Origin of the sequence: Zooshikella ganghwensis (assembly GCF_018263875.1) — a bacterium.
In the GTDB taxonomy this organism is placed as follows: Bacteria; Pseudomonadota; Gammaproteobacteria; order Pseudomonadales; family Zooshikellaceae; genus Zooshikella; species Zooshikella ganghwensis.
The window spans coordinates 35,118-57,883 of the sequence record NZ_JAEVHG010000002.1; the positions used below are offsets into that span (position 1 = coordinate 35,118).

At 43.5% G+C, this 22,766-nt stretch carries 19 protein-coding genes; 1 reads left to right on the forward strand and 18 read right to left on the reverse strand.

What is annotated here, in order from left to right; all coding sequences use genetic code 11:
- Positions 1 to 6: 6 nt before the first annotated feature.
- The 4 genes from KHS79_RS04100 to dnaE all read right to left on the reverse strand — a co-directional run bounded on the left by KHS79_RS04100 (position 7) and on the right by dnaE (position 7,915).
- Positions 7 to 1,638: a CTP synthase gene (locus KHS79_RS04100; RefSeq protein WP_212716903.1), complete on the reverse strand. Its 1,632-nt coding sequence runs from the start codon at positions 1,636 to 1,638 to the stop codon at positions 7 to 9.
- Positions 1,639 to 1,780: 142 nt separating this feature from the next.
- Entirely contained in the window at positions 1,781 to 3,160 is a 1,380-nt protein-coding gene (gene tilS / locus KHS79_RS04105) for a tRNA lysidine(34) synthetase TilS (RefSeq protein WP_212716905.1), read from the reverse strand.
- Positions 3,161 to 3,274: 114 nt separating this feature from the next.
- Positions 3,275 to 4,258: an acetyl-CoA carboxylase carboxyltransferase subunit alpha gene (locus KHS79_RS04110; protein ID WP_212716907.1), complete on the reverse strand. Its 984-nt coding sequence runs from the start codon at positions 4,256 to 4,258 to the stop codon at positions 3,275 to 3,277.
- A 162-nt stretch (positions 4,259 to 4,420) separates the two neighbouring features.
- Positions 4,421 to 7,915 (reverse strand): DNA polymerase III subunit alpha, encoded by a 3,495-nt coding sequence (gene dnaE / locus KHS79_RS04115; RefSeq protein WP_212716909.1) that lies wholly within the window; start codon positions 7,913 to 7,915, stop codon positions 4,421 to 4,423.
- A gap of 238 nt (positions 7,916 to 8,153) precedes the next feature.
- Between dnaE and KHS79_RS04120 the strand changes: the two genes are divergently transcribed.
- The gene (locus KHS79_RS04120) at positions 8,154 to 9,017 is read left to right on the forward strand and encodes a substrate-binding periplasmic protein (RefSeq protein ID WP_212716912.1); all 864 of its coding nucleotides are present in this window, start codon (positions 8,154 to 8,156) and stop codon (positions 9,015 to 9,017) included.
- 63 nt (positions 9,018 to 9,080) lie between these two features.
- Here KHS79_RS04120 and rnhB read toward each other — a convergent pair whose 3' ends face one another.
- The 14 genes from rnhB to tsf all read right to left on the reverse strand — a co-directional run bounded on the left by rnhB (position 9,081) and on the right by tsf (position 22,761).
- Positions 9,081 to 9,692, reverse strand: a complete 612-nt coding sequence (rnhB, locus tag KHS79_RS04125; RefSeq protein WP_212717547.1) for a ribonuclease HII — start codon at positions 9,690 to 9,692, stop codon at positions 9,081 to 9,083.
- A gap of 31 nt (positions 9,693 to 9,723) precedes the next feature.
- Entirely contained in the window at positions 9,724 to 10,866 is a 1,143-nt protein-coding gene (gene lpxB / locus KHS79_RS04130) for a lipid-A-disaccharide synthase (protein WP_212716914.1), read from the reverse strand.
- Between the two features lie 9 nt (positions 10,867 to 10,875).
- A complete protein-coding gene (lpxA, locus tag KHS79_RS04135; RefSeq protein ID WP_233468222.1) occupies positions 10,876 to 11,670 on the reverse strand; it encodes an acyl-ACP--UDP-N-acetylglucosamine O-acyltransferase in 795 nt (264 codons plus the stop codon).
- A complete protein-coding gene (gene fabZ / locus KHS79_RS04140; protein ID WP_027707195.1) occupies positions 11,643 to 12,089 on the reverse strand; it encodes a 3-hydroxyacyl-ACP dehydratase FabZ in 447 nt (148 codons plus the stop codon). Before fabZ ends, lpxA begins: the two co-directional genes overlap by 28 nt.
- Before the next feature lie 87 nt (positions 12,090 to 12,176).
- Positions 12,177 to 13,208: a UDP-3-O-(3-hydroxymyristoyl)glucosamine N-acyltransferase gene (gene lpxD, locus KHS79_RS04145; RefSeq protein ID WP_027707194.1), complete on the reverse strand. Its 1,032-nt coding sequence runs from the start codon at positions 13,206 to 13,208 to the stop codon at positions 12,177 to 12,179.
- Between the two features lie 17 nt (positions 13,209 to 13,225).
- Positions 13,226 to 13,741, reverse strand: a complete 516-nt coding sequence (locus tag KHS79_RS04150; RefSeq protein ID WP_027707193.1) for an OmpH family outer membrane protein — start codon at positions 13,739 to 13,741, stop codon at positions 13,226 to 13,228.
- A 28-nt stretch (positions 13,742 to 13,769) separates the two neighbouring features.
- Positions 13,770 to 16,088: an outer membrane protein assembly factor BamA gene (bamA, locus tag KHS79_RS04155; protein ID WP_212716916.1), complete on the reverse strand. Its 2,319-nt coding sequence runs from the start codon at positions 16,086 to 16,088 to the stop codon at positions 13,770 to 13,772.
- Between the two features lie 69 nt (positions 16,089 to 16,157).
- Positions 16,158 to 17,534 carry an RIP metalloprotease RseP gene (gene rseP, locus KHS79_RS04160; protein ID WP_233468223.1) on the reverse strand — a complete coding sequence of 459 codons (1,377 nt, stop codon included), beginning with the start codon at positions 17,532 to 17,534 and terminating at the stop codon, positions 16,158 to 16,160.
- Between the two features lie 30 nt (positions 17,535 to 17,564).
- Positions 17,565 to 18,743 (reverse strand): 1-deoxy-D-xylulose-5-phosphate reductoisomerase, encoded by a 1,179-nt coding sequence (ispC, locus tag KHS79_RS04165; protein WP_212716918.1) that lies wholly within the window; start codon positions 18,741 to 18,743, stop codon positions 17,565 to 17,567.
- Positions 18,744 to 18,761: 18 nt separating this feature from the next.
- Entirely contained in the window at positions 18,762 to 19,565 is an 804-nt protein-coding gene (locus KHS79_RS04170; RefSeq protein ID WP_212716921.1) for a phosphatidate cytidylyltransferase, read from the reverse strand.
- Entirely contained in the window at positions 19,559 to 20,335 is a 777-nt protein-coding gene (uppS, locus tag KHS79_RS04175) for a polyprenyl diphosphate synthase (RefSeq protein ID WP_212716923.1), read from the reverse strand. Before uppS ends, KHS79_RS04170 begins: the two co-directional genes overlap by 7 nt.
- A gap of 194 nt (positions 20,336 to 20,529) precedes the next feature.
- Positions 20,530 to 21,087, reverse strand: coding sequence for a ribosome recycling factor (gene frr, locus KHS79_RS04180; protein ID WP_212716925.1), 558 nt, complete (start codon positions 21,085 to 21,087; stop codon positions 20,530 to 20,532).
- The gene (gene pyrH, locus KHS79_RS04185) at positions 21,080 to 21,820 is read right to left on the reverse strand and encodes a UMP kinase (protein WP_027707186.1); all 741 of its coding nucleotides are present in this window, start codon (positions 21,818 to 21,820) and stop codon (positions 21,080 to 21,082) included. Before pyrH ends, frr begins: the two co-directional genes overlap by 8 nt.
- Positions 21,821 to 21,894: 74 nt before the next feature.
- The gene (tsf, locus tag KHS79_RS04190) at positions 21,895 to 22,761 is read right to left on the reverse strand and encodes a translation elongation factor Ts (RefSeq protein WP_027707185.1); all 867 of its coding nucleotides are present in this window, start codon (positions 22,759 to 22,761) and stop codon (positions 21,895 to 21,897) included.
- Positions 22,762 to 22,766: the final 5 nt, after the last annotated feature.

Genomic DNA, 22,766 nt, shown 5'->3' on the forward strand with positions numbered 1-22,766 from the left:
CCTTACTTATTCTTTACCAGCTTGTTTAGCCAGTGCTGCTTGAATGTAATGTGTAAACAGGCCATGGCCATCACGAGGTGTCGATGTAAATTCAGGGTGAAACTGACAAGCGACATACCAAGGATGGTCTGGTACTTCAACGATTTCTACTAAAGACTTATCCGCAGACCGTCCAGAAATAACCAGGCCTGCTTGCTCTAACTGAGGTAGATAATTGTTGTTTACTTCATAACGATGACGGTGGCGCTCACGAATAACGCTTTGCCCATAGGCTTGCTGAACTTTTGTTCCTTCTGTCAGCAGACAATCTTGAGCGCCAAGGCGCATTGTTCCACCGAGATCTGACTCTTCACCACGCTGCTCAACCGAACCATCACGGTTTAACCACTCGGTAATCAGACCTATGACAGGGTGTGCACAGTTTGGCTCAAACTCAGTGGAGTAGGCTCCTTCAAGACCCGCGACATGCCGTGCGTACTCAATAACAACAACCTGCATTCCCAAACAGATACCTAAGAAGGGCACGCCATTTTCACGGGCATAACGAGCCGCCATGATTTTGCCTTCAACCCCTCGCTGACCAAAGCCTCCTGGGATTAGAATCGCATCCATTTGGGTAAGTACATCAATGCCATCACGCTCAAGCTGTTCAGCATCAATAAACTTAAAATTAATTTTGGTGCGTGTTTTCAAGCCAGCGTGCTTAATTGCTTCAATCAAAGACTTGTAAGCATCGAGTAAGTCCATGTACTTACCCACCATTGCTAAGTTTATTTCGTGCAATGGATTTTTCTCTGCATCAATAACAGCTGACCACTCACTTAAATCTGCCGGATTACATTGGAGATTAAAGCGCTCCACAATAATATTATCCAAGCCCTGTTTATGGAGCATGCTAGGAATACGGTAGATCGTGTCTGCATCTTCTAAGGAAATAACAGCTCGCTCTTCTACGTTAGTGAATAGCGCAATTTTGCGACGAGCTGAGGCATCTATATGGTGATCTGATCGACAAACCAGAATGTCTGGCTGCAGACCAATTGAGCGTAACTCCTTAACAGAGTGCTGAGTTGGCTTGGTTTTTGTCTCACCGGCAGTGGCAATATAAGGCACAAGCGTTAAATGCATCAACAATGCTCGACTTGCTCCCAGCTCAACTTTTAGCTGGCGAATCGCTTCTAAAAAGGGTTGTGATTCAATATCACCAACCGTACCGCCCACTTCGACCAAGGCAACATCAACATCACCAGCACCTTCAATCACTCTGCGTTTAATTTCATCAGTGATATGAGGAATTACCTGAACCGTTGCTCCCAGGTAGTCACCACGACGCTCTTTACGTAAAACATCTTGATAAATACGGCCAGTGGTAAAGTTATTACCCTGTTTCATGGTGGTACGAATGAAGCGCTCATAATGACCTAAGTCCAGGTCAGTCTCAGCACCATCATCTGTGACGAAGACTTCTCCATGCTGATAGGGACTCATAGTACCTGGATCAACATTGATATAAGGGTCTAACTTCAGCATGGTAACCTTCAGCCCTCGAGCTTCTAAAATAGCGGCTAGAGAAGCGGCTGCTATGCCTTTACCAAGCGAAGAAACAACACCACCTGTGACGAATATATAGCGCGTCATGAAGAACCTGTAGATTTTCAGAAAAGTTGCGGTTTATGACCAAGGAGTGGAAGGGAGACTGGTCACGTCAAGATGGGATTACAGGCTACCAGAAACTACTGATAAGCTCAATCTACTCTCACTTAACTTACGTACAAACCGATCATCTTAGACACGGCTGCCACTCAATCTTCCAACCCTGCTCATCTTTCTGAGCCGCAAACTCAGCCACCACCCAAAGCCCTGCAGCAGCGACCAAGTGGCCATCTTCATTTACAATAAGAGGCACTCGATCTCGTAACCATGGCACAACATTAAATTCTTGCAACCATCTTTTTAATGTTTTTTTACCACTTCTATTGGCAACTGCAAACTTTTTTTCTGCTGACCATTGCTCACGGTAAATAATATGCAACGACTGAGAAGCAGAGCCTACCTGAATTCTAGGCTCATTGTTATTGATCGATGACAACATTAATAAGCCATTGCCTGATAAGTTGTACTGATCACTTGTAGTAATATTTAATACTTGCGCAACAACTGGAATATGACTTAGCTGTGATGGCAGCGCAAAGAGCCACTGTTTGTATCGCCTGACCATAACATTAGCCCAGCAAACTTGTGGTGAAGCATCCGATCGAGCACTGAGTTGTTGAGTGATTTGTGCTAAATGCTCGGTTGAGGGCTTTGGCCAGTTTAGCTCTTGTAACCAGTGACGAAGAACATTACGCTGGCGAGCCTCAGAGAGCTGGAGAAAATCGGGTAGGAAAATGGGAAACCCATTCATCCCAGTTAGAAACGGCGGCTCTTGAACAATCTGCTGCATATCTTGTATAGCCACATCATGTAAAATTTCTGCGGCAGCGGTACAGTGTTTAACTGTCTTTGTTAAAGATGAAATAGCCTTAGGCCAACGCTGTAATACCACTGGCAAAACGTTATGACGCAAGTAATTTCGGTCAAAATCCACTAAATCATTGGACTCATCATCTACCCAAACCAGCTCATGCTGAACGGCGTATTGCTCAATGGCCTGGCGACTAACCTGTAGCAGTGGACGAAATAATGTCCCTAAACCCACACTCCGTGAGACAGGCATAGCCGCAAGCCCTTCAACACCAGCCCCCCGAAATAACCGATAAAGCAGTGTTTCGGCCTGGTCCTGAGCATGATGAGCTAACAGTAAACATTCATTATCTAGTAACTCATTCCCAAAAATCTCATAACGTGCTGCTCTTGCAGCATCTTCTAGCCCTTGTCCACTACTTTTCACCTGAAGGCTAAATACTGAAACCGGTATATTCCATTGTTCCCCCAGTGATTGACAGTGAGCAGCCCACTGTTCTGCATTCTCACTAAGCCCGTGATTAATATGAATAGCTCGCAAGCTTTTTAACTGCCCCCTTAAAAAGAGACATTTACACATATGCAGTAGCACCACAGAATCAAGGCCACCACTTAAACCCACACAAAAAGAAGATGCACCTTTTTTGTCTAGTTGAGAAAGAAGCCAGTCTGCAGTGAGAGTAAACGCTTTAGTCATTGTTTATTCATTAGGTCTAACAGTGGGGGAAATGGGTAGGAAGCCATCTCCGTTTACTGATAGAGATGGCTTGAGCAATCGAGTGGTGGCGAGTCTGTTAGCTAAGAAGCTAGCCTAGTGGCTTTGGTCAGACACGTTACCATAGCTCATTAATCTTTTATAACGATGCTCCAGTAAAGCATCGGTATCCATTCTTTGCAGAACATCTAACTCTTTAAGCAGGACCTCTTTGATACTGGATGCCATTTGAGTGACATTACGGTGAGCACCACCCAACGGCTCAGGAATAAGACGATCGACAAGTCCTAAATCTAATAGCCGATCAGCAGTAATACCCATAGCTTCTGCTGCGTCTTCTGCACGCTCAGCTTTCTTCCACAGAATGGATGCACACCCCTCTGGAGAAATAACTGAGTAAGTAGAGTACTGCAGCATCATCAAATGATCACAAACACCGATTGCCAGCGCACCACCTGAACCACCCTCACCAATAACGGTTGAAATGATTGGTGTTTTTAAGCGAGACATAACAGCTAAGTTATAGGCAATTGCTTCGCTTTGTCCACGCTCTTCTGCACCAATTCCTGGGTATGCACCAGGAGTATCAATAAACGTCACAATTGGCATTTTAAAGCGCTCAGCCAATTCCATTAGTCGGCATGCTTTTCGATAGCCCTCAGGCTTGGGCATACCAAAATTACGCCTGACTTTCTCTTTAACATCCCGGCCTTTTTGGTGACCAATCACCATTACCGGTTTGTCATCCAGGCGAGCAATCCCCCCCACAATAGCCGCATCATCCGCATATTTACGGTCACCATGTAACTCGTCAAAATCAGAAAAAATATGCTGAACATAATCTAGGGTATAGGGACGCAATGGGTGTCTTGCTAGTTGAGCAACTTGCCAAGACGACAGGTTATTAAAGATTTTTTTCGTTTCTTCCTTACTTTTTTGAAGCATCTGCTCAATTTGAACACTTACATTAAAGTCATTATCCGTGCCTTCATCTGGTCCCAGTCGAATCTGGCGAAGCTCTTCAATTTTTTCTTCAAACTCAGCAATTTTCTGCTCGAAATCTAAGTAATTTGGATTCATATCAAATGTCGTACCCCAACGTCTGGCCTACGTGGTGACTATAGCCAGCAGTAATCCAACGCTCGTTGAGTATTGTTAAAGACTACTGCTCACTTGTAAAAATTCGTAATGAGAAAAATAAAAAATAAAGCCGCCAATATTACCGTCTTGTATAACAAACAGCTAGTAGGCTATGGCCACATTTTCTTTACCAAATGTATTTTTTAGCAGCTGCATGAGCTCATCACTGGGCGTTATTTGCCACTCTTCGGCTAAAAGCAATTGTGCCTTGGCATCAGGGCGATAGTATTCCACAGCAACAGGAACAGGCCCTTGATGATGCGTGAGGAGATGCGCTAACTGGGTAATTTGCTCAGTGTTAATGCGTTGAGCATAAAGCCTAAGCACTAACTGTCTTGCATAGTGTTGTCTAGCCTCAATTAGGCTTACTAAACGCTTTGCCCTTACTTTAAGGCTATTAGAGAAGTCATCGTGACTCACTTCCCCCTCAACGACCACTAAGGTGTCTTTATTGATTAAATGTTGAAACTGCTGATACTGATCAGCAAATATTGAAACCTCTATACGTGCCGTACGATCATCCAAGGTGATAAATGCCATACGGTCACCCCGTTTATTTTTCATCACCCGTAATGCAACAATCAACCCGGCAAGCGTTTGGGTTTCCCTGCCAGGCTTCAGCTCAGTAATACGCTGACGAATAAAGTGTTGTAATTCAGACTCATAACTATCAATCGGATGCCCCGTTAGATATAAACCCAGCGTGTCCTTCTCACCTTTTAGACGCTCATGATCAGACCACTCTGCAACTGACAGATACTTTTCATAAACATTAGCGGTTTCATCGACTAAAAGGTCTTCAAATAGATCACCTAACCCACTATCAGCACCTTTAACCAGCTGCTCTGCCGTTTTAACCGCCTCTTCAGTACTAGCCGCTAAGACCGCTCGAACCTTACCAAGCCCAGGCCCTTTAGCCGCTGGATCATGACCCAGTTTATCAAGCGCACCAGAACGAATCAGCGCCTCAAGCACTCGCTTATTAATTTTCTTTCCATCAACCTGCTGGCAAAAATCAAATAGGTCTTTAAACCCAGTCTGGCCTCGCGCACTGACAATAGCTTCAATAGGACCTTCCCCTACCCCTTTGATTGCACCTAAGCCATAAACAATCTCGCCGTGTTTATTGACCGCAAATTGATAGCTACTAACATTGACATCTGGCGGCACAATAGCCAGCTTCATGGTACGGCACTCTTCTATCAGGGTTACAATCTTATCCGTATTGTGCATATCCGCCGATAATACTGCAGCCATAAATTGTGCAGGATAATGAGTTTTTAACCAGGCTGTCTGAAATGACACAAGCGCATAAGCTGCCGAGTGAGACTTGTTAAATCCGTATCCAGCAAACTTTTCCATCAAGTCAAAAATATGAGTTGCTTGCTCTTCTGGAATTTTATTTTCGGCTGCCCCCTGACTAAATATCTCCCGCTGCTTAGCCATTTCTTCAGGCTTTTTCTTACCCATCGCCCGCCGGAGCATATCCGCTTGCCCCAAAGTGTAGTTCGCCAATACCTGAGCAATCTGCATAACCTGCTCTTGGTACAAAATAACACCATAGGTATTTGATAAAACAGGCTCTAAATCTTGATGTGGATATTCCACAACAGCACGCCCATGTTTCCGGTTAATGAAGTCATCTACCATTCCTGACTGAAGAGGACCAGGCCGGAACAAGGCAACTAACGCGATAATATCTTCAAAACAACTTGGTAGCAGACGCTTGATTAACTCTTTCATCCCCCTGGACTCGAGCTGGAACACGGCTGTTGTTTCTGCTCGTTGTAACAGTTGGAACGAATCCTTATCCGCTAAGTCAATGTGCATGATGTCTAATGCAGGCTCTCCCTGTTTAGCCCGTTCAGCATTAATAGCATTTACTGCCCAGTTAATAATAGTCAGGGTTCTTAACCCCAAAAAGTCGAACTTAACAAGCCCTGCCTGCTCAACATCATCTTTATCAAACTGGGTAACTAAGCCATGGCCTTGTTCATCACAATAGAGTGGCGCAAAGTCAGTCAACTTGGTGGGTGCGATAACAACCCCCCCCGCATGTTTACCGACATTACGGGTAATACCTTCTAGTTTTAGCGCCATTTCCCAAATTTCTTGGGCTTGCTCATCATTCTCTAAAAACTCCCTCAGTGGCTCTTCCTGATCAAATGCCTTTTGGAGAGTCATGCCTACTTCAAAGGGAATCATTTTAGAGAGCTTATCGGCAAGACTATAAGACTTGCCCTGAACCCGAGCCACATCACGGACTACCGCCTTAGCAGCCATCGTACCAAAGGTGATGATTTGTGATACTGCATCACGCCCATACTGATCAGCAACATAGTCAATCACCTGATCCCGACCATCCATGCAAAAGTCAACATCAAAGTCAGGCATTGAAACCCGCTCGGGATTAAGAAACCGCTCAAAGAGTAAGTCATAGGCCAAGGGATCAAGATCGGTAATTTTCAAGGCATACGCTACTAACGAACCAGCCCCTGATCCCCGTCCAGGTCCAACAGGTATGCCGTTATTTTTCGCCCACTGGATGAAGTCCATCACTATAAGAAAATAACCTGGAAACCCCATTGAGATAATAATATCTAGCTCAAACTCCAAGCGGTCCAAATATGCCTTACGCTTTGCTTGATAGTCTTCAGCCTCTGGATCAAGTATTAGTTCAAGGCGTTGCTCAAGTCCTTCGAGGCTTTGCTTGCGAAAAAAGTCATCCATTGTCATCCCATGAGGGATGGGATATTCAGGCAAAAAATATTTACCCAGTCGAACATTCAGTGTACAGCGCTTGGCAATCTCGACAGAGTTCGCCAAGGCTTCGGGTAAGTCAGCAAACAGCTCTGCCATCTCCTCTTGCGAACGGAAATTCTGCTGATCACTGTAAATTCTTGGCCGACGAGGGTCATCAAGAATACGCCCTTCACCAATACAAACACGGGTTTCATGGGCTTCAAAGTCATCTTTGGCTAAAAAACGCACATCATTTGTCGCAACCAAAGGACATCCCGTTCTCTCTGCTAGGGCTACTGCTGCATGAACATAATCTTCATCATTGGGTAAGCCTGTTCGTTGAATAGCTAAATATAGACGACTGGGGAAGTACTGCTGCCAGTACTGAAGTGTGTCGAAAGCTTCCTGTTCATGTCCTGCTAGCCACTGCTGACCAACATCACTATTCTTACTAAACAGAGCAATTAAACCTTCAGCCTTTTGCTCAAGCCACTCACGTTGTACAACAGGTTTTCCATGCGTTTGCCCCTGTTGATAACCCATCGAAATGAGTTCCGTCAGATTTCGATAACCTATGTCATTTATAATTAACAACACAACACGTGAAGGGGTTGAACTGCCGTCCAAAGGTGTAAGACAAATATCAGCACCACATATGGGTTTAATACCTGCAGCCATGGCGGCTTTGTAAAACTTGACCAGCGCATATAAATTAAGCTGGTCAGTCATTGCAACCGCTGGCATTTGGTTCTGCTGAGCGGCCTTTACCAGCTCTTTAACTCTTATAAGGCCATCAACCAAAGAGTACTCTGTATGAACATGTAAATGTATAAATCGTGGCGACTGATGAGACATGAGCGATTCAAGCTGTTAAACTGTTGATTCAATTGGGGAAATATTATTAGATATGACCGCGGTTTCAGGGGATAGCATTGTAAAGCCTACCCAGTCAGTTGTCATGGCCTAAACTGTTTCCTCAGAGTAAAGAAAATCAAACCTCGAATCTTTTTACGAAGTGTGTTTAGATTATCACTTCTGTGAATGATTAATACTTATAACTTATAAAATAATTCACATAATGGATCCCGCTTTCATGAAAGATGCGCTTGTCATTGGCATGCCAGCTCATCCTATCAAGAGAAGCCAGAAATCGCTGCTAGCGCTTTTTCTTCTGTTTTTCGTCGCCTTAGATTTGTCATCGACGGCTTCTGCGGCAGAATGTAAAACGCTTACGGCAAGTGGCAACTCGGAGTATCCCCCCCTGCTATGGCGAGATCGAGAAAATCCCAAAGCACTTCTTGGCCTTTCAGTTGAAGTGTTATCTGAGGCTCTCAAAAGCAAGCAAATTAATTTAAAAGCACGCTATGTAGGTCCTTGGTCACGCGCTCAGGCACTCGCCAAAAGCGGTGACATCGATTTACTGGCAGGTGCATTTAAAACCGCAGAAAGACTTCAGTATATGGATTATGTTGAACCGCCCATACTTGAAGTACCCAGCGTGCTTTTTGTACTACACGGCAAACGTTTTCCTTTTACAACATGGGAGCATCTCAAAAGCAAACATGGCGCTACTCTTATCAATAACAGCTTTGGTGAAAAGTTTGATCGTTTTGCTGCAGAGCATTTACAAATTTATGGTGTTCGCTCTGTGAAGCTGGCATTTAATTTGTTGCTAGCGGAGCGAACCGACTATGTGCTTTATGAGTTGTATCCTGGCTTAGCGTATGCAAGAGAGATGGCAATTGAGCATAAAATTGAGTACCTACAAAAACCGGTTAACGCAGAAGGCCTCTATTTTACCATTGCCAAACGCTCTCCTTGTAACACTCCAGAACTTAAATCCTTTATCAGAAAAACAATTATCCAATTCCATCAATCCGGGGCCCAAGAAAACCTTCTTAATAAATACCTGGGCCTCTGGCAGCAACAAGCTACACTGAAAGCGCCTCCACCATAAAAATTTACTTTTATCACTAACAGCCTGTTATTTTGATAGTGGAAGCAAACTAAAAGCTAAATTTTAACTTAATAAGCGTTTAACAGGTCCAAAAGAACGCCTATGAATTGCTGACGGACCAAGTGATTGCAATGCTTCTAAATGAAGTTTCGTGGGATAGCCTTTGTGTTGTCCAAGACCATAACCTGGATACTGTTCGTCCAATATTAGCATTTCCTGATCTCTAGCAACCTTTGCCAGTACTGAGGCTGCGGCAATTTCTATTATACGGCTATCGCCTTTTACTACAGCCTGACTTGGGTACGACAGTTGTGGACAGCGATTACCATCGACCAAAACGTATTCAGGTGCAATAGTCAAACCATTAACAGCACGCTGCATAGCCAGCATTGAAGCCTGTAAAATATTTATAGCGTCTATTTCTTCAACTTCAGCTCTACCTAAACACCAGCTAACCGCTTCAGTTTTTATTTGCTCTGCAAGAAGCTCTCGTTTTGACTCGCTCAGTTTTTTCGAATCATTCAAACCTAAAATTGGCTTTTTAGGATTTAATATTACTGCCGCAGCCACCACAGCACCACATAGTGGACCTCGGCCCACCTCATCGACACCTGCAACCCTGCACTCAACTGCACCTTGCTTAGCAAGGTAATCATAACCAAACTCTATTATCATACGTTGAAAAGCCGAACTGATTTGAAAAATGCTATGAAATAAGCTTTGCGACGGCATCAGCAGCTCGTTCACTGGCATTACAACGAAGCTGTTGGTGGATTTGTCGAAAAGTGTCGTGTAATTTAGAGGCTGTTTGAGGGTGGAGAGCCTTCAAAATAGCAACAGCTAAATGCTCAGGCGTTGCTTGCTGCTGCAACAACTCAGGAACCAATAATTGATTTGCTAATAGATTGGGCAACGCAACATAAGGTGTTTTAAGCATACCAGACACCAACATATGCGTTATCCTTGATACTCGATATGCAACAACCATTGGCCTTTTTACCAACATGGCTTCCAATGTTGCAGTACCTGATGCAAGTAAAATAGCATCACTGGCTGCCATTACATCTTGAGCCTGCCCCAACACCACTTTGGTTGATAAATCAGGAAAAGCCTGAGCTATTTCTTGTATTTGCTGAAAACGGTGCTTATTAGCTGCAGGGATTAATACTTGCAAATCAGGCAGTTGCCGCTGACAAAGCTTTGCCGCTTGCATAAACAACTGCGCTAACCGCTGAACCTCACTTCTCCGGCTACCAGGCAAAACGGCTAAAGTAGGGCAATTTGTATTAATGCTTAACTTTTCTTGCGCAGTCTTCTGGTCCATATCCATTGGAATATCATCCGCAAGTGGATGCCCCACAAATGTGACCGGAATATTATGTTTCTCGTAAAATGCAGCCTCAAAAGGAAATAGTGTGAGTACATGGTGAGTACTTTCAGCTACATTAAACACTCTTTTTTGACGCCATGCCCAAATAGTAGGACTCACGTAGTGTATTGTTGTGATACCAGAGCGCTTTAATTTTTTTTCTAACCCTAAATTAAAGTCGGGCGCATCTATTCCAATAAACACTGTTGGTGGTTGCTGCTGCCAATATTCAACTAAGCGACGTCTTAAGCGTAAAAGCTCAGGGACACGTCCCAACACTTCGGTCAGACCCATCACCGCCAAGCGCTCCATTGACTCAAAGGATTCAAAACCAAGCGCTAACATGCGAGGCCCGCCAATACCTTCAAATGTGGCCTGAGGAAAGCGTTGCTGCAATGCTTTAATTAAACCTGCACCCAGCAAGTCACCTGATGCCTCGCCTGCAACGATGGCTATTCTTATCTTTTTAGTTGAAGTCATGAATACTAACTAGCGGGTTATACCCCGATTAGAAGACTGTAGAGAATTGATTAAGCGTTGCACTTCTTCATGTTCACTTGACCATTGCTCAAGCTCAGTAATCGCATCTTTTAACGTCAAACCCTGACGATAAATGATGCGATAGCAACGCCTTAGTACACCGATTAGCTCCGCTGAGTACCCTCGCCTCCGCATACCTTCATAGTTCATACCATGTGCAGCTGCAGGGTTACCACTTACCGTGACAAACGCAGGAATATCTTTGAAAACAGCCGTATGAGCAGCCGTCATACTAAAGGGTCCAACCTGGCAAAATTGGTGGACTGTAGAATAACCACCAAGAATAACACCGTCACTAATATAAACATGCCCAGCAATAGCTGCATTATTTGCCATAATAATATCGTTACTTAATACGCAATCATGTCCTATGTGGACATAGGCCATAAGCAAGTTATTATTACCTATTTTGGTAACGCTATTATCCTGAATGGTTCCACGATGGATAGTGCAGCCTTCACGAATGATATTATTATCACCAATCTCTAACCTAGTAGGCTCACCTTTATATTTTTTATCCTGACAATCTTCACCCACAGATGAAAACTGAAAAATTCTATTATTTTTTCCAATTTTCGTTGGGCCTTTGAGCACCACATGAGAGTGAACAACTGTACCGCTATCGATTTCGACATTTGGACCCACATAGGTCCATGGTCCAATTTCAACATCCGCAGCCAGCTTTGCACCTGGATCTATGATAGCGCGTGGATCAATCAAGGTAGTAATTCCTTCTTTGCACATAGAATTTCTGCTGAGCTGGCTAATTTACCATCAACCAATGCCTGACAAGAAAACTTCCAGATTCCACGTTTTTCCATTACAAAAGAAGCATTAAGCTGGAGCCTGTCACCTGGCACGACAGGCTGTTTAAAACGTACCTTGTCAGCACCTGCAAAATAATACACATGATTATCTTCAGGCTGCTTGCCACTCATTTTAAAGCCTAGAATTCCTGCAGCTTGTGCCATTGCCTCAATGATCAGCACACCTGGCATAATAGGATGCTCAGGAAAATGCCCATTGAAAAACTCTTCATTAACGCTAACATTTTTGTAACAAGAGATTGTGTTGGCTTCCAAATCAAGCTCTACAACTCGATCAACCAACAAAAAAGGATAACGTTGCGGGAGATACGCTTTAATCTCTTGAATATTCATCATGCTTTGATTTCGCCTGTTTCTAATATCGAGGTAATGCTAGTGACGACTGGGGCAAAACCTTAAAAAGGAGGATTACACCACTAACCTTTAGCGCTCATTACGCTTCTCAAGCTGGTGAATACGCTTAGCCAGCTCATCCAGCTGGCGAATACGTACAACCTGCTTTTTCCACTGCGCTGCAGGCATACTTGTACCTGCACCAGAAGAATACGTCCCTGGCTGATCAATTGATTTCGTAACCAGAGTCATTGCTGTAATGTGCACATTATCGGTAATTGATAGGTGCCCTGCCAAGCCAGAACCTCCAGCTATCGTACAGTTTTTTCCTACTGTTGTACTTCCAGAAATACCCACACAGCCAGCAATTGCAGTATTTTCACCGATAACCACATTGTGAGCAATCTGAATAAGGTTATCCAGCTTCACACCATTACCAATAATCGTATCACTTAAAGCCCCACGATCAATGGCTGTATTTGCACCAATTTCAACATCATCCCCAATGATGACGCTACCTAACTGTGCAATTTTGTGCCATTGGTGTTGCTCTGGTGCAAAACCAAACCCATCAGCCCCAATCACAGCGCCGCTATGAATTATAACGCGTTCACCAATAGTTACTCCGTAACAAATAGTGACATTACGCGATAAATGTGTATAAGCTCCAATTAAACTATCACGCCCCACCACAGTGCCAGACTCAATAACAGCGTGCTCACCAATGGTAACGCCTGACTCTATAACAACGTTAGGACCTACATACACAGAGTCAGATAGTTTTGCGGTAGGATGTACTACTGCTGATGGGTGAATACCCGCATCAAACTGTCGACTTGAATCAAAAAGGTGGGAAATCTTAGCATAGGCAAGGTAGGGATTGGCGACAACAATGACACTACCTGAAAATTGTGTCGCCATATCAGGCTTCAAAATAACTGCTCCAGCTTGTGTTATATCGAGGTATTTTCGGTAGGCTGGATTAGCCAAAAATGAAAGATCATTTGGCGTAGCATCCTGCAGTGTAGCTAACCCTGATAACCTTAACTGAGCATCTCCAATTAAGTCTGCTTGAAGATACTCAGCCACCTGCTTAAGTGTATAAGCTGAAGCAACTTTCATGAAACCCTACTATAGAATTAACGCATTTGATTTAACTTGAGTATAACTTTGTTGGTTATATCATGTTTTGCGTCAACATAGTAAGCTGCGGATTTCTCTAATACAATTTCGTATCCACCTGCTTTAGCCACTTGAGCAATCGCAGAGTCGAGTTTTGGTTTTAAACTTTTGATTTGGTCACGATCAGCTTTGTTCTTTTCAATTTGCAACTCTTTAGACTGCACTTGAAAGTCTTCAGCTTTACGCTTTAATTGAAGCTGAAGTTTAGTGCGCTCAGAATCACTCATTGCAGAACCATCTTTTTGCAGCTTTTGGTTCAAAGACTTAGCTTCAGCCTCAAGCGCACGCAGTGTTTTCACTTTACCACCGAATTTTGCTTCAGCCTGTTTTGCATAACGCTTTGCTTGATCAGACTCCAACATTGCCTTTTGGTAATTAATAACGGCAATTTTCATTTCAGCAGAAGCCAAAGGAGCAACCAACAGCGCAAGGCTAATACCTATAATTTTACCCAGCTTACTAGACAACATCATATCTCCTATAAATTCGCTTCAAACGCTTTTAGAAGGTTTGCCCAAGAGCAAATTGGAATACTTCAGTCTCATCATCTGAGTCAGCATTTAAGGCTTTAGCCAAGCTGAAAGTCAGTGGTCCAAGACCTGTAATCCAGGTTACTCCAAACCCTGCAGAGTAACGTAATTCTCCAAGGTCTACATTACTACAGTTGTTTTCATCACTACTACAGCTGGTGTCAAATACGTTACCTGCATCTAGGAATACGGAACTGCGTATAGAGCGCTGGTCACGAATAAACGGTAGTGGGAAAATAACTTCTGCAGTACCTTCCACTAAAACATTTCCCCCTATGGGGTCGTCGTCTGTATTATCCTTGCGTATTGCACGTGGGCCAAGGGTATTATCTTTGAAGCCGCGCACAGAACCGAAACCGCCCGCATAATAGTGTTCTATAAAGGGCATTTCAGAGGTACTTCCAATACTGTCACCGTAGCCTAAGTTGGTTTTCAGATGTAATGTCAGGCTATCCGTTAAAGGCTTAAACAGTTGCCCACGATAATTCACTTTATAAAATTGCAGATCACTCCCAGGAAGCGCCAACTCCAATCCTAAGCTTTGTGAATACCCTCGTGTTGCTAATACACCTCGGTTTAGTGTTGATTGGTTCCAGCCAATATTAAATTTGTAGTTGAGGTATTTATCGCCTTCTTCATCAATAAATTCTTGAATTTGTTTTGCAGTATTAGTACCGGTTTTAACTTCCGTCTGGTCAAGACCAAAACCAAAACTTAAATTTGAGGTCTCTGACAACGGATAGCCAAATGTCACACTGCCACCCCATACATCCGTTGAATAGTTGGAAATATCTTTTTCCTCGTAGTCTGTGGTGCGATAGAACACATCAAAACCACGACTCACACCATCAACTGTGTAATAGGGATCATAAAAGCCAAAGCGATATAAGGTTCTGGATTTACTGGTATTAAGACCCAGGTTAACTCTGTTACCTGTACCTAAAAAGTTACGCTGACTAATGTTTCCACCCAAGATCAGACCACTGCCTTGAGAAAACCCAACGCTTGCAGATACACTACCTGAGGCCTGCTCTTCTACAGCATAATTCACATCAATCTGATCTGTTGTTCCAGCTACAGGTGTTGTTTCAACATTAACCTCTTTAAAATAACCCAACCGGTCTAATCGGGTTTTTGACTGCTCAATTTTATGAGTTGATGCCCAAGAACCTTCCATTTGGCGCATTTCACGACGTAATACTTCATCTTCAGTTTTAGTATTACCTATAAAATTCACCCGTCGCACATAAACACGCTTACCAGGATCAACGAAAAACGTAACACTTACACTGTTATCTTCTTCGTGGGGTTGTGGGATTGTATTGACGTTAGCAAATGTATACCCATCATTACCCAAGCGCCTAGCTAAAAACTCTTCTGTTTTAGTAATAGCTTTACGCGAAAAAGTATCACCTTGTTTTACCACAATCAGCTTACGCATCTCTGGCTCAGGTACTTTAATATCACCCGCCAGCTTAACGTCTCTGATGGTATACTTCTCGCCTTCATGGATATTAATTGTGATATAAACTTCTTCTTTATCCGGTGAGATAGAAACCTGTGTAGAAGTAATATTGAAATTGATATAACCACGATCCAAATAATAGGAGCGTAAACGCTCTAAATCGCCAGATAATTTTTCACGCGAATATTTATTGTCATCCGTGTAAAAAGAAAATAAACCTGAAGGCTGCAGCTGAAAAAGCTCAAGCAGGTCATCATTAGGATAAATGTTGTTACCAACAATATTGATATGCTCAATTGTCGCTACTTTACCCTCTTTGATATTAATTTTAATGCCTACACGGTTACGAGGAAGTGGAGTAATTTCAGACTCAATTTTTGCACCATAGCGACCTTGTGCAACATATTGACGTTCTAGTTGTAAACGAATAGCTTCAAGGGTCGCCTGCTCATAAATCTCACCTGGAGCTAGCCCTTCTTGCTTTAATCCATCAAGTAGCTTTTCAGTATCAATTGCCTTATTACCTTCAATATCGATACTACTGATAGAGGGACGCTCAACTACAGTTATGACCAGAACATTCCCATCTCGAGCAAGCCGTATATCCTGAAAGTAACCTGTCTTAAATAGGCCACGTGTTGCTTCAGTAATTGCTTGAGCATTGACTTCATCACCAATGGTTAAAGGCAGTGCATTAAAAACCGTACCTTCAGATACACGTTGCAAACCATCAACGCGAATATCTGAGACGATAAATGAATCCGCCAAACATACGTACGGTAAAGCCGTACAGCCGAAAAGTAGAGACAACAGATATCGCTTCATGGAATCCGTTCTTCCAGAGCTGTAAGATGAAACATCACGAACCCGAAGGCAGGTTCCCCCAAAAATAAACTACAGACGGCTCAAGTCGTTATAAAAAGCAACAAACATCATCGTAATTATCAACGCGATGCCTATTCGACTACCAAATTCTTGAGCCTTTTGTGATACAGGACTACCTTTAACCCACTCAATGAGATAATAAACAAGGTGTCCACCATCAAGTATTGGTATTGGTAGCAGATTTAAAACACCTAAACTGATGCTTAATATCGCCAGAAAATTGAGAAAGCTCTCAATACCTGAACGTGCTGTATCGCCAGCAACTTTTGCAATAGTAATCGGGCCACTCAAATTTTTAACTGAGACAACCCCCTCTATCATTTTCTTTATTGAGCTTAAAGTCAATGCTGTCATTGACCATGTTTTAGACAATGCAACAATAAATGCATCATGTGGCGCATAACTTATGTCGCGAAATACATTATCTGGAAATGAAACTGCCTGTGGCGAAGCCCCTATAAATCCTATACTTCCAGCTTCACTTTGTTTTACCCCAGGAGTAACAGTCAACACTTGTCTTATACCATTACGTCGTATTTCAACCTGTAATGATTGATTTGGATGTTTTTTAACTTTTTGAACCCAGTCACTCCAATCTACGACAGGTTTATCATTTACTGACAGAATTTCATCACCTGGTTTCATTCCAGCTTTAACTGCCGGATAACCTTCCATTAACTCACCCACCACAGCTGGAATCTTAGGGTAAAACTCAGAAATACCTAAAGCAGCTAATGGCTTTGGCTGCTCGACACCTGCCAACCAGTTATCAACAGCAAGCTCATGCTGGACTAAAGCCCCCTTACTCGAAGAACTATTACCCTCAGAGAATGGACGAAGCGTTAGTGGAATTTTACCAGTATCACCAATGTAACTAAGCAGAGCAATGTTGATGTCATACCAGGAAACTGTTTGCTCATCACCGACGGCAACAATTTCATAACCTGAACGAATATTTGCGTTTGCAGCAGGACTTTCAGGTTTAACCTCGCCAATAACGGGAATAAGGGCTTTAATCCCAATCATCAACATAAGCCAAAAAGCAATAATCGCGAGGATAAAGTTTGCCACTGGGCCAGCAACCACAATTGCAATACGTTGTGATACAGGCTTTCGCGTAAACTCAAAAGATTGATCAGACTCAGCAACAGGCCCTTCCCGGGCATCGAGCATCTTGACATACCCACCTAAAGGAAAGGCTGCAATCACAAACTCAGTGCCATGTCGGTCGTACCACGAAAGTAATGGTTTGCCAAATCCCACTGAGAAACGCAACACTTTAACGCCACAACGCCTAGCCACCCAAAAGTGTCCGTACTCATGAAATGTCACCAGCAACCCTAAGGCAACGATCATTGCTAATATTGTTTGCAACAACTCAATCATGTTTGTAGCCCAAGCATCCTTATTTAGTTATCAGTTGCTAGCGTACACTATTTGTTGAGCACACTCACGAGCAATCCTGTCCGCCTCTAACACATGCTCCAAACTATTTGCAGCACTGCAAGAGGTTTTATTGAGCACAGCTTCATTAACTTGTGCAATGCCCATAAATGTCAACTTATCTGCTAAAAAGGCGTCTACTGCAACCTCATTAGCAGCATTGAGAATAGCCATTGCAGTCCCTCCTGCTTGGACAGCTTGCTTAGCTAACTTCAAACATGGGAAACGTTCTTCATTAGGCGCTTCAAAGTCAAGCTGTCCTATTTTAGCTAAGTCGAGAGGGGAAACACCTGAAGCCATCCGCTGAGGCCAAGCAAGCGCATGCGCAATGGGCGTACGCATATCTGGGTTACCAAGCTGTGCAAGGACAGAACCATCAATGTAGTCAACCATAGAATGAATAATACTTTGAGGATGAATCACAACCTCAACTTGATCTGGTGACGCAGAAAAGAGCCAGCAAGCTTCTATAAACTCCAACCCCTTATTCATAAGCGTGGCAGAGTCTACTGAAATTTTTCGCCCCATTGACCAGTTTGGGTGATTACAGGCCTGCTCTGGTGTCACATGTTGTAACTCTTCGAAAGTAAAGTTGCGAAAAGGACCACCAGATGCCGTTAATAATATTTTTCGAATACCTGCCACTGAGAGCGAATCAGAAGCCGTTGGAGGCAAACATTGAAAGATGGCATTATGCTCACTATCAATAGGCAACAATGTCGCACCAGCCTGAGTTACTTCCTGCATAAACAAGGCACCAGACATAACCAGTGCCTCTTTATTAGCAAGCAACACTTTTTTCCCAGCCTTTACTGCAGCTAAAGTTGGTAATAACCCTGCGGCTCCCACAATAGCCGCCATAACAGTATCTACCTCTGCAGCAGCAGCCACCTGAGCAAGTGCCTGCTCTCCTGTTAAAACCTCTGTTTTACAGACTGTCTCATTGAGCGACTCACGAAGTTTACTTGCTGCAACGCTGTCAGCCATAACCGCATATTTAGGTTGAAACTGCTGACACTGCATTAACATCCCAGTGACGTCTTTTTGGGCTGCTAGAGCAAACACTTGATAACGACTTGGATGTTGAGCAATAACATCTAAAGTACTACAACCAATGGAACCTGTGGATCCCAGAATAGTAATGTTTTGCACTATCAATCAGCCCGCATCTTATAAACCAATAACCACTAAAAGTAAGGCAAGTACTGGTGCTGCTGCTGTTAACGAATCAATTCGGTCAAGAACACCACCATGTCCAGGTAATAACTGGCTGCTATCTTTTAAACCTTGCTCTCGCTTAAACATACTTTCCACAAGGTCCCCCAAAACTGAGCTGGCAACAACTAACCAGGCTATAGCAGTTAGCAATAGACTATCAATCCAGTTTAACTGCCAGTACCAAGCAAAAATAAACGTAAGCAGCGTGATAGCAGCCAGCCCTCCAGCAACACCTTCCCAACTTTTGCCAGGACTCACTCTTGGTGCTAGCTTATGCTTGCCAAAACGCTTACCCGCAAAGTAAGCACCACTATCTGCGCCCCAGATTAACAACAGAAGAAACACAATAAGGGAGCTACTGTTAGCTTGCATTTTAATAAGAACAAATGCCTGCCATGCAGCAAGAAGCACCAGTAAGCCTACTGCTAGCTTAATAGTGGTAGCCTCCCAAAACCATCTTATTTTAGGGTATTGAACTACCAAAAACACTGCGCCACACCACCATAGCGCACTTACTATGACTCCCCAAGTGAAAGGAATCCACATCGCACTGATAATCATAATCAGCACATAGGTAAGTGTATAACCAACTCGCTGTGGTAATTGCTGCCAGCCCGACAGATTAGCCCACTCCCAAGCACCTAGTGTGGTAATCGCACCAATAAACCAGCTAAAGTAGGGAAGATCAAGAAATAGCACTCCTACCAATACAATAGGAGCCAAAATAGCAGCGGTTAAGATTCGTTGTTTTAGCACTGATCCTGAGCCTCAACTTGTTCGCTTGTACGTCCAAAACGTCGCTCTCGGCCTGCAAAATCTATCAGTGCTTGCTCAAACTCTTCGGGACCAAAGTCAGGCCAAAGTGTCTTTGTGTAGTAAAACTCTGTATAAGCAAATTGCCATAGCATAAAGTTACTTATTCTGTGCACACCACCTGTTCGAATACAAAGATCAGGTAATGGTAGGCCTTCTGTCTGCAAGTGCTGCTCAACAAGCTCTGTTGAAATCTCGCTTGCTTGCAATTTACCGGCCTTAACTTTTTCGGCAAGCTGTTGGCATGCATTCAGCATATCCCACTGGCCACCATAATTTGCAGCAATCACTAAAGTAACTTTGGCATTTTCTGCCGTTAACGCTTCAGCATCAGCAATATGTTTTTGCAATGAGGGACTGAAAGCTGAACGATCACCAATAACTTTTAAGCGAATATGGTTTTTATGTAAGCGTTTAGTTTCTCTTTTCAGCGCTCTTAAAAACAACTCCATCAGCGCTGACACTTCTTCTTCCGGCCGACGCCAGTTTTCACTGCTAAATGCAAATAACGTTAAGACTTCAATACCATAACGACCACAAGCCTCAACAATACTTCGTGCTGCGCTCAAGCCCGCACGATGGCCTGCTATACCAGGTAGTCGTTTGCGTTTGGCCCAACGATTATTACCATCCATAATAACGGCAATATGTTTAGGGCGATTTTTTAGTTCTCCCAGGGAATCAGAAATCTCTGGTTTGAGATGATTAGACATAAATCTGGAAATAATCGGCTATTGAATTGAGGTCGAAACAATAAACATTTATTTGCTTAATGCAAACAGAGAGATGCAAATATAATTCACAAAAGTAGTGTAACGTCACCAAAAAAACAGCAGCAGTATGAAGCGTTTTTTCACACTGCTGCGACATCTGTACTACAACTGCCAACCAATTTCTCAGTTCGCACTTATATTTCCATAAGATCTTTTTCTTTATCCTGAAGCACTTTATCTATTTCACCAATAAATTTATCCGTAAGCTTTTGGATATCATCTTGTGCCTTACGCTCCTCATCCTCACTGATTTCTTTGTCTTTCAGCAAACCTTTGAGATCATTATTTGCGTCACGACGAATATTACGTACAGCCACTCTCGCAGACTCTGCTTCCTGACGTGCCTGTTTAATAAAACCTTTACGCGTTTCTTCTGTTAATGGAGGCAGAGGAATACGAACCACATCTCCAGATGTTGCTGGGTTCAAACCTAAATCTGACTTCAAAATGGCTTTTTCAATCTCAGGAACCAAGTGCTTTTCCCAAGGTATAACCGCCAATGTCCGTCCATCTTCAGTAGAAATATTAGCTGCTTGCGACAACTGTACTTCAGAGCCGTAGTAATTCACTTTCACATCGTCAAGCAAGCTAGGATGAGCACGGCCAGTTCGAATCTTTGCAAAAGCAACAGATAGTGCCTCTAAGCTTTTCTTCATACGGGCTGACGCTTCAGCCTTAATCTCATTAATCATTATTCACCCCACAAATCAGCGTGCCTTCATTACCACCCACAACAATATTTAGGAGCGCACCTGACTTATTCATATCAAAAACGCGAACAGGCATCAGGTGATCCCTTACCAAGCAAATGGCGGTAAGATCCATAACACCCAGCTTACGTGTCAGTATCTCGTCATAGGTCAGCGTATCATACTTGATCGCATCAGGATTTTGCACTGGATCTGCAGTATAAACACCATCAACTTTCGTCGCTTTCAGCACTAAGTCTGCTTCAATCTCAATACCTCGCAAACAGGCTGCCGAGTCAGTTGTGAAAAATGGATTTCCCGTTCCTGCAGAAAAAATAACCACATCACCATTCGTCAAGTAGCGTTGCGCCAAACGCCGGTCATAGTGTTCAACAATACCACTCATAGGTATCGCTGACATGACACTACTTTTAATATTTGAGCGCTCCAGGGCATCACGCATAGCAAGCGCATTCATCACTGTAGCCAGCATCCCCATGTGGTCACCCGTGACCCTGTCCATACCCGCCTCATGCAGTGAGGCCCCACGAAACAGATTGCCGCCACCAATGACAATGCCGACTTGAACGCCAATACCCACCAACTGCCCTATTTCTAGAGCCATACGATCCAGCACTTTAGGGTCAATACCAAACTCCTCGGTACCCACTAATGCTTCACCGCTTAACTTGAGGAGAATACGTTTATACTTGGGTTGACGATCACTTATCGGCATAGAGCATTCCTTCTATCAGCGCATCTTTTTAAACGCCCAAAGCAATTGGCCTGCAATTGCAGGCCAATATGGTGTTACTTGTTGAGGCCTGCTTGGGCCGCAACCTCAGCAGCAAAATCCACTTCTTCTTTCTCAATACCTTCCCCAACTTCGTAACGGGTAAAACCAGTTACAGTTGCACCAGCCTCTTTAACCAGCTGCCCTACTTTGATGTCAGGGTTTTTCACAAAAGGTTGCTCGACCAGGCTGTTTTCAGCCAAGAACTTATTGACTCGGCCCACAACCATTTTTTCAATGATGTCAGCTGGCTTGCCGCTATCCTGAGCTTGAGCAGTATAAATTTCACGCTCTTTTTCGATAAGCTCAGCAGGCATATCTTCTTTGCTGACAACAGTTGGGTTAACCGCAGCAATATGCATTGCAACATCTTTAGCAACTTCTGCATTTCCACCGGTCAAGGCAACGAGTACACCAATCCGGTTATTGGCGTGTACATAACTGCCAACTACTTCGCCTTCAGCTGCAATGACACGACGTACAGAAATATTTTCACCAATCTTTTGTACTAACGCCTGACGTCTTTCTTCCATACCATCAGCCATCAGCTGTTCAACAGAAGAAGCTTTCGTTTCAAATGCCTTAGTAGCTATTTCTTGTACAAATGCCAAGAAGTTATCATCACGAGCCACAAAGTCAGTTTCACTGTTAACTTCGATCATGACGCCATAGCGGTTATCATCAGCCAGCTTAACGGCAATTACGCCTTCAGCGGCAATCCGTCCAGCTTTCTTTGCAGCTTTAGCCTGGCCTGATTTACGTAGCTCTTCAATGGCTTTTTCAATATCGCCCTCTGACTCAACAAGTGCTTTTTTGCACTCCATCATGCCCAGGCCAGTGCGCTCACGTAACTCTTTTACCAATGCTGCAGAAATTGCTGCCATTACAT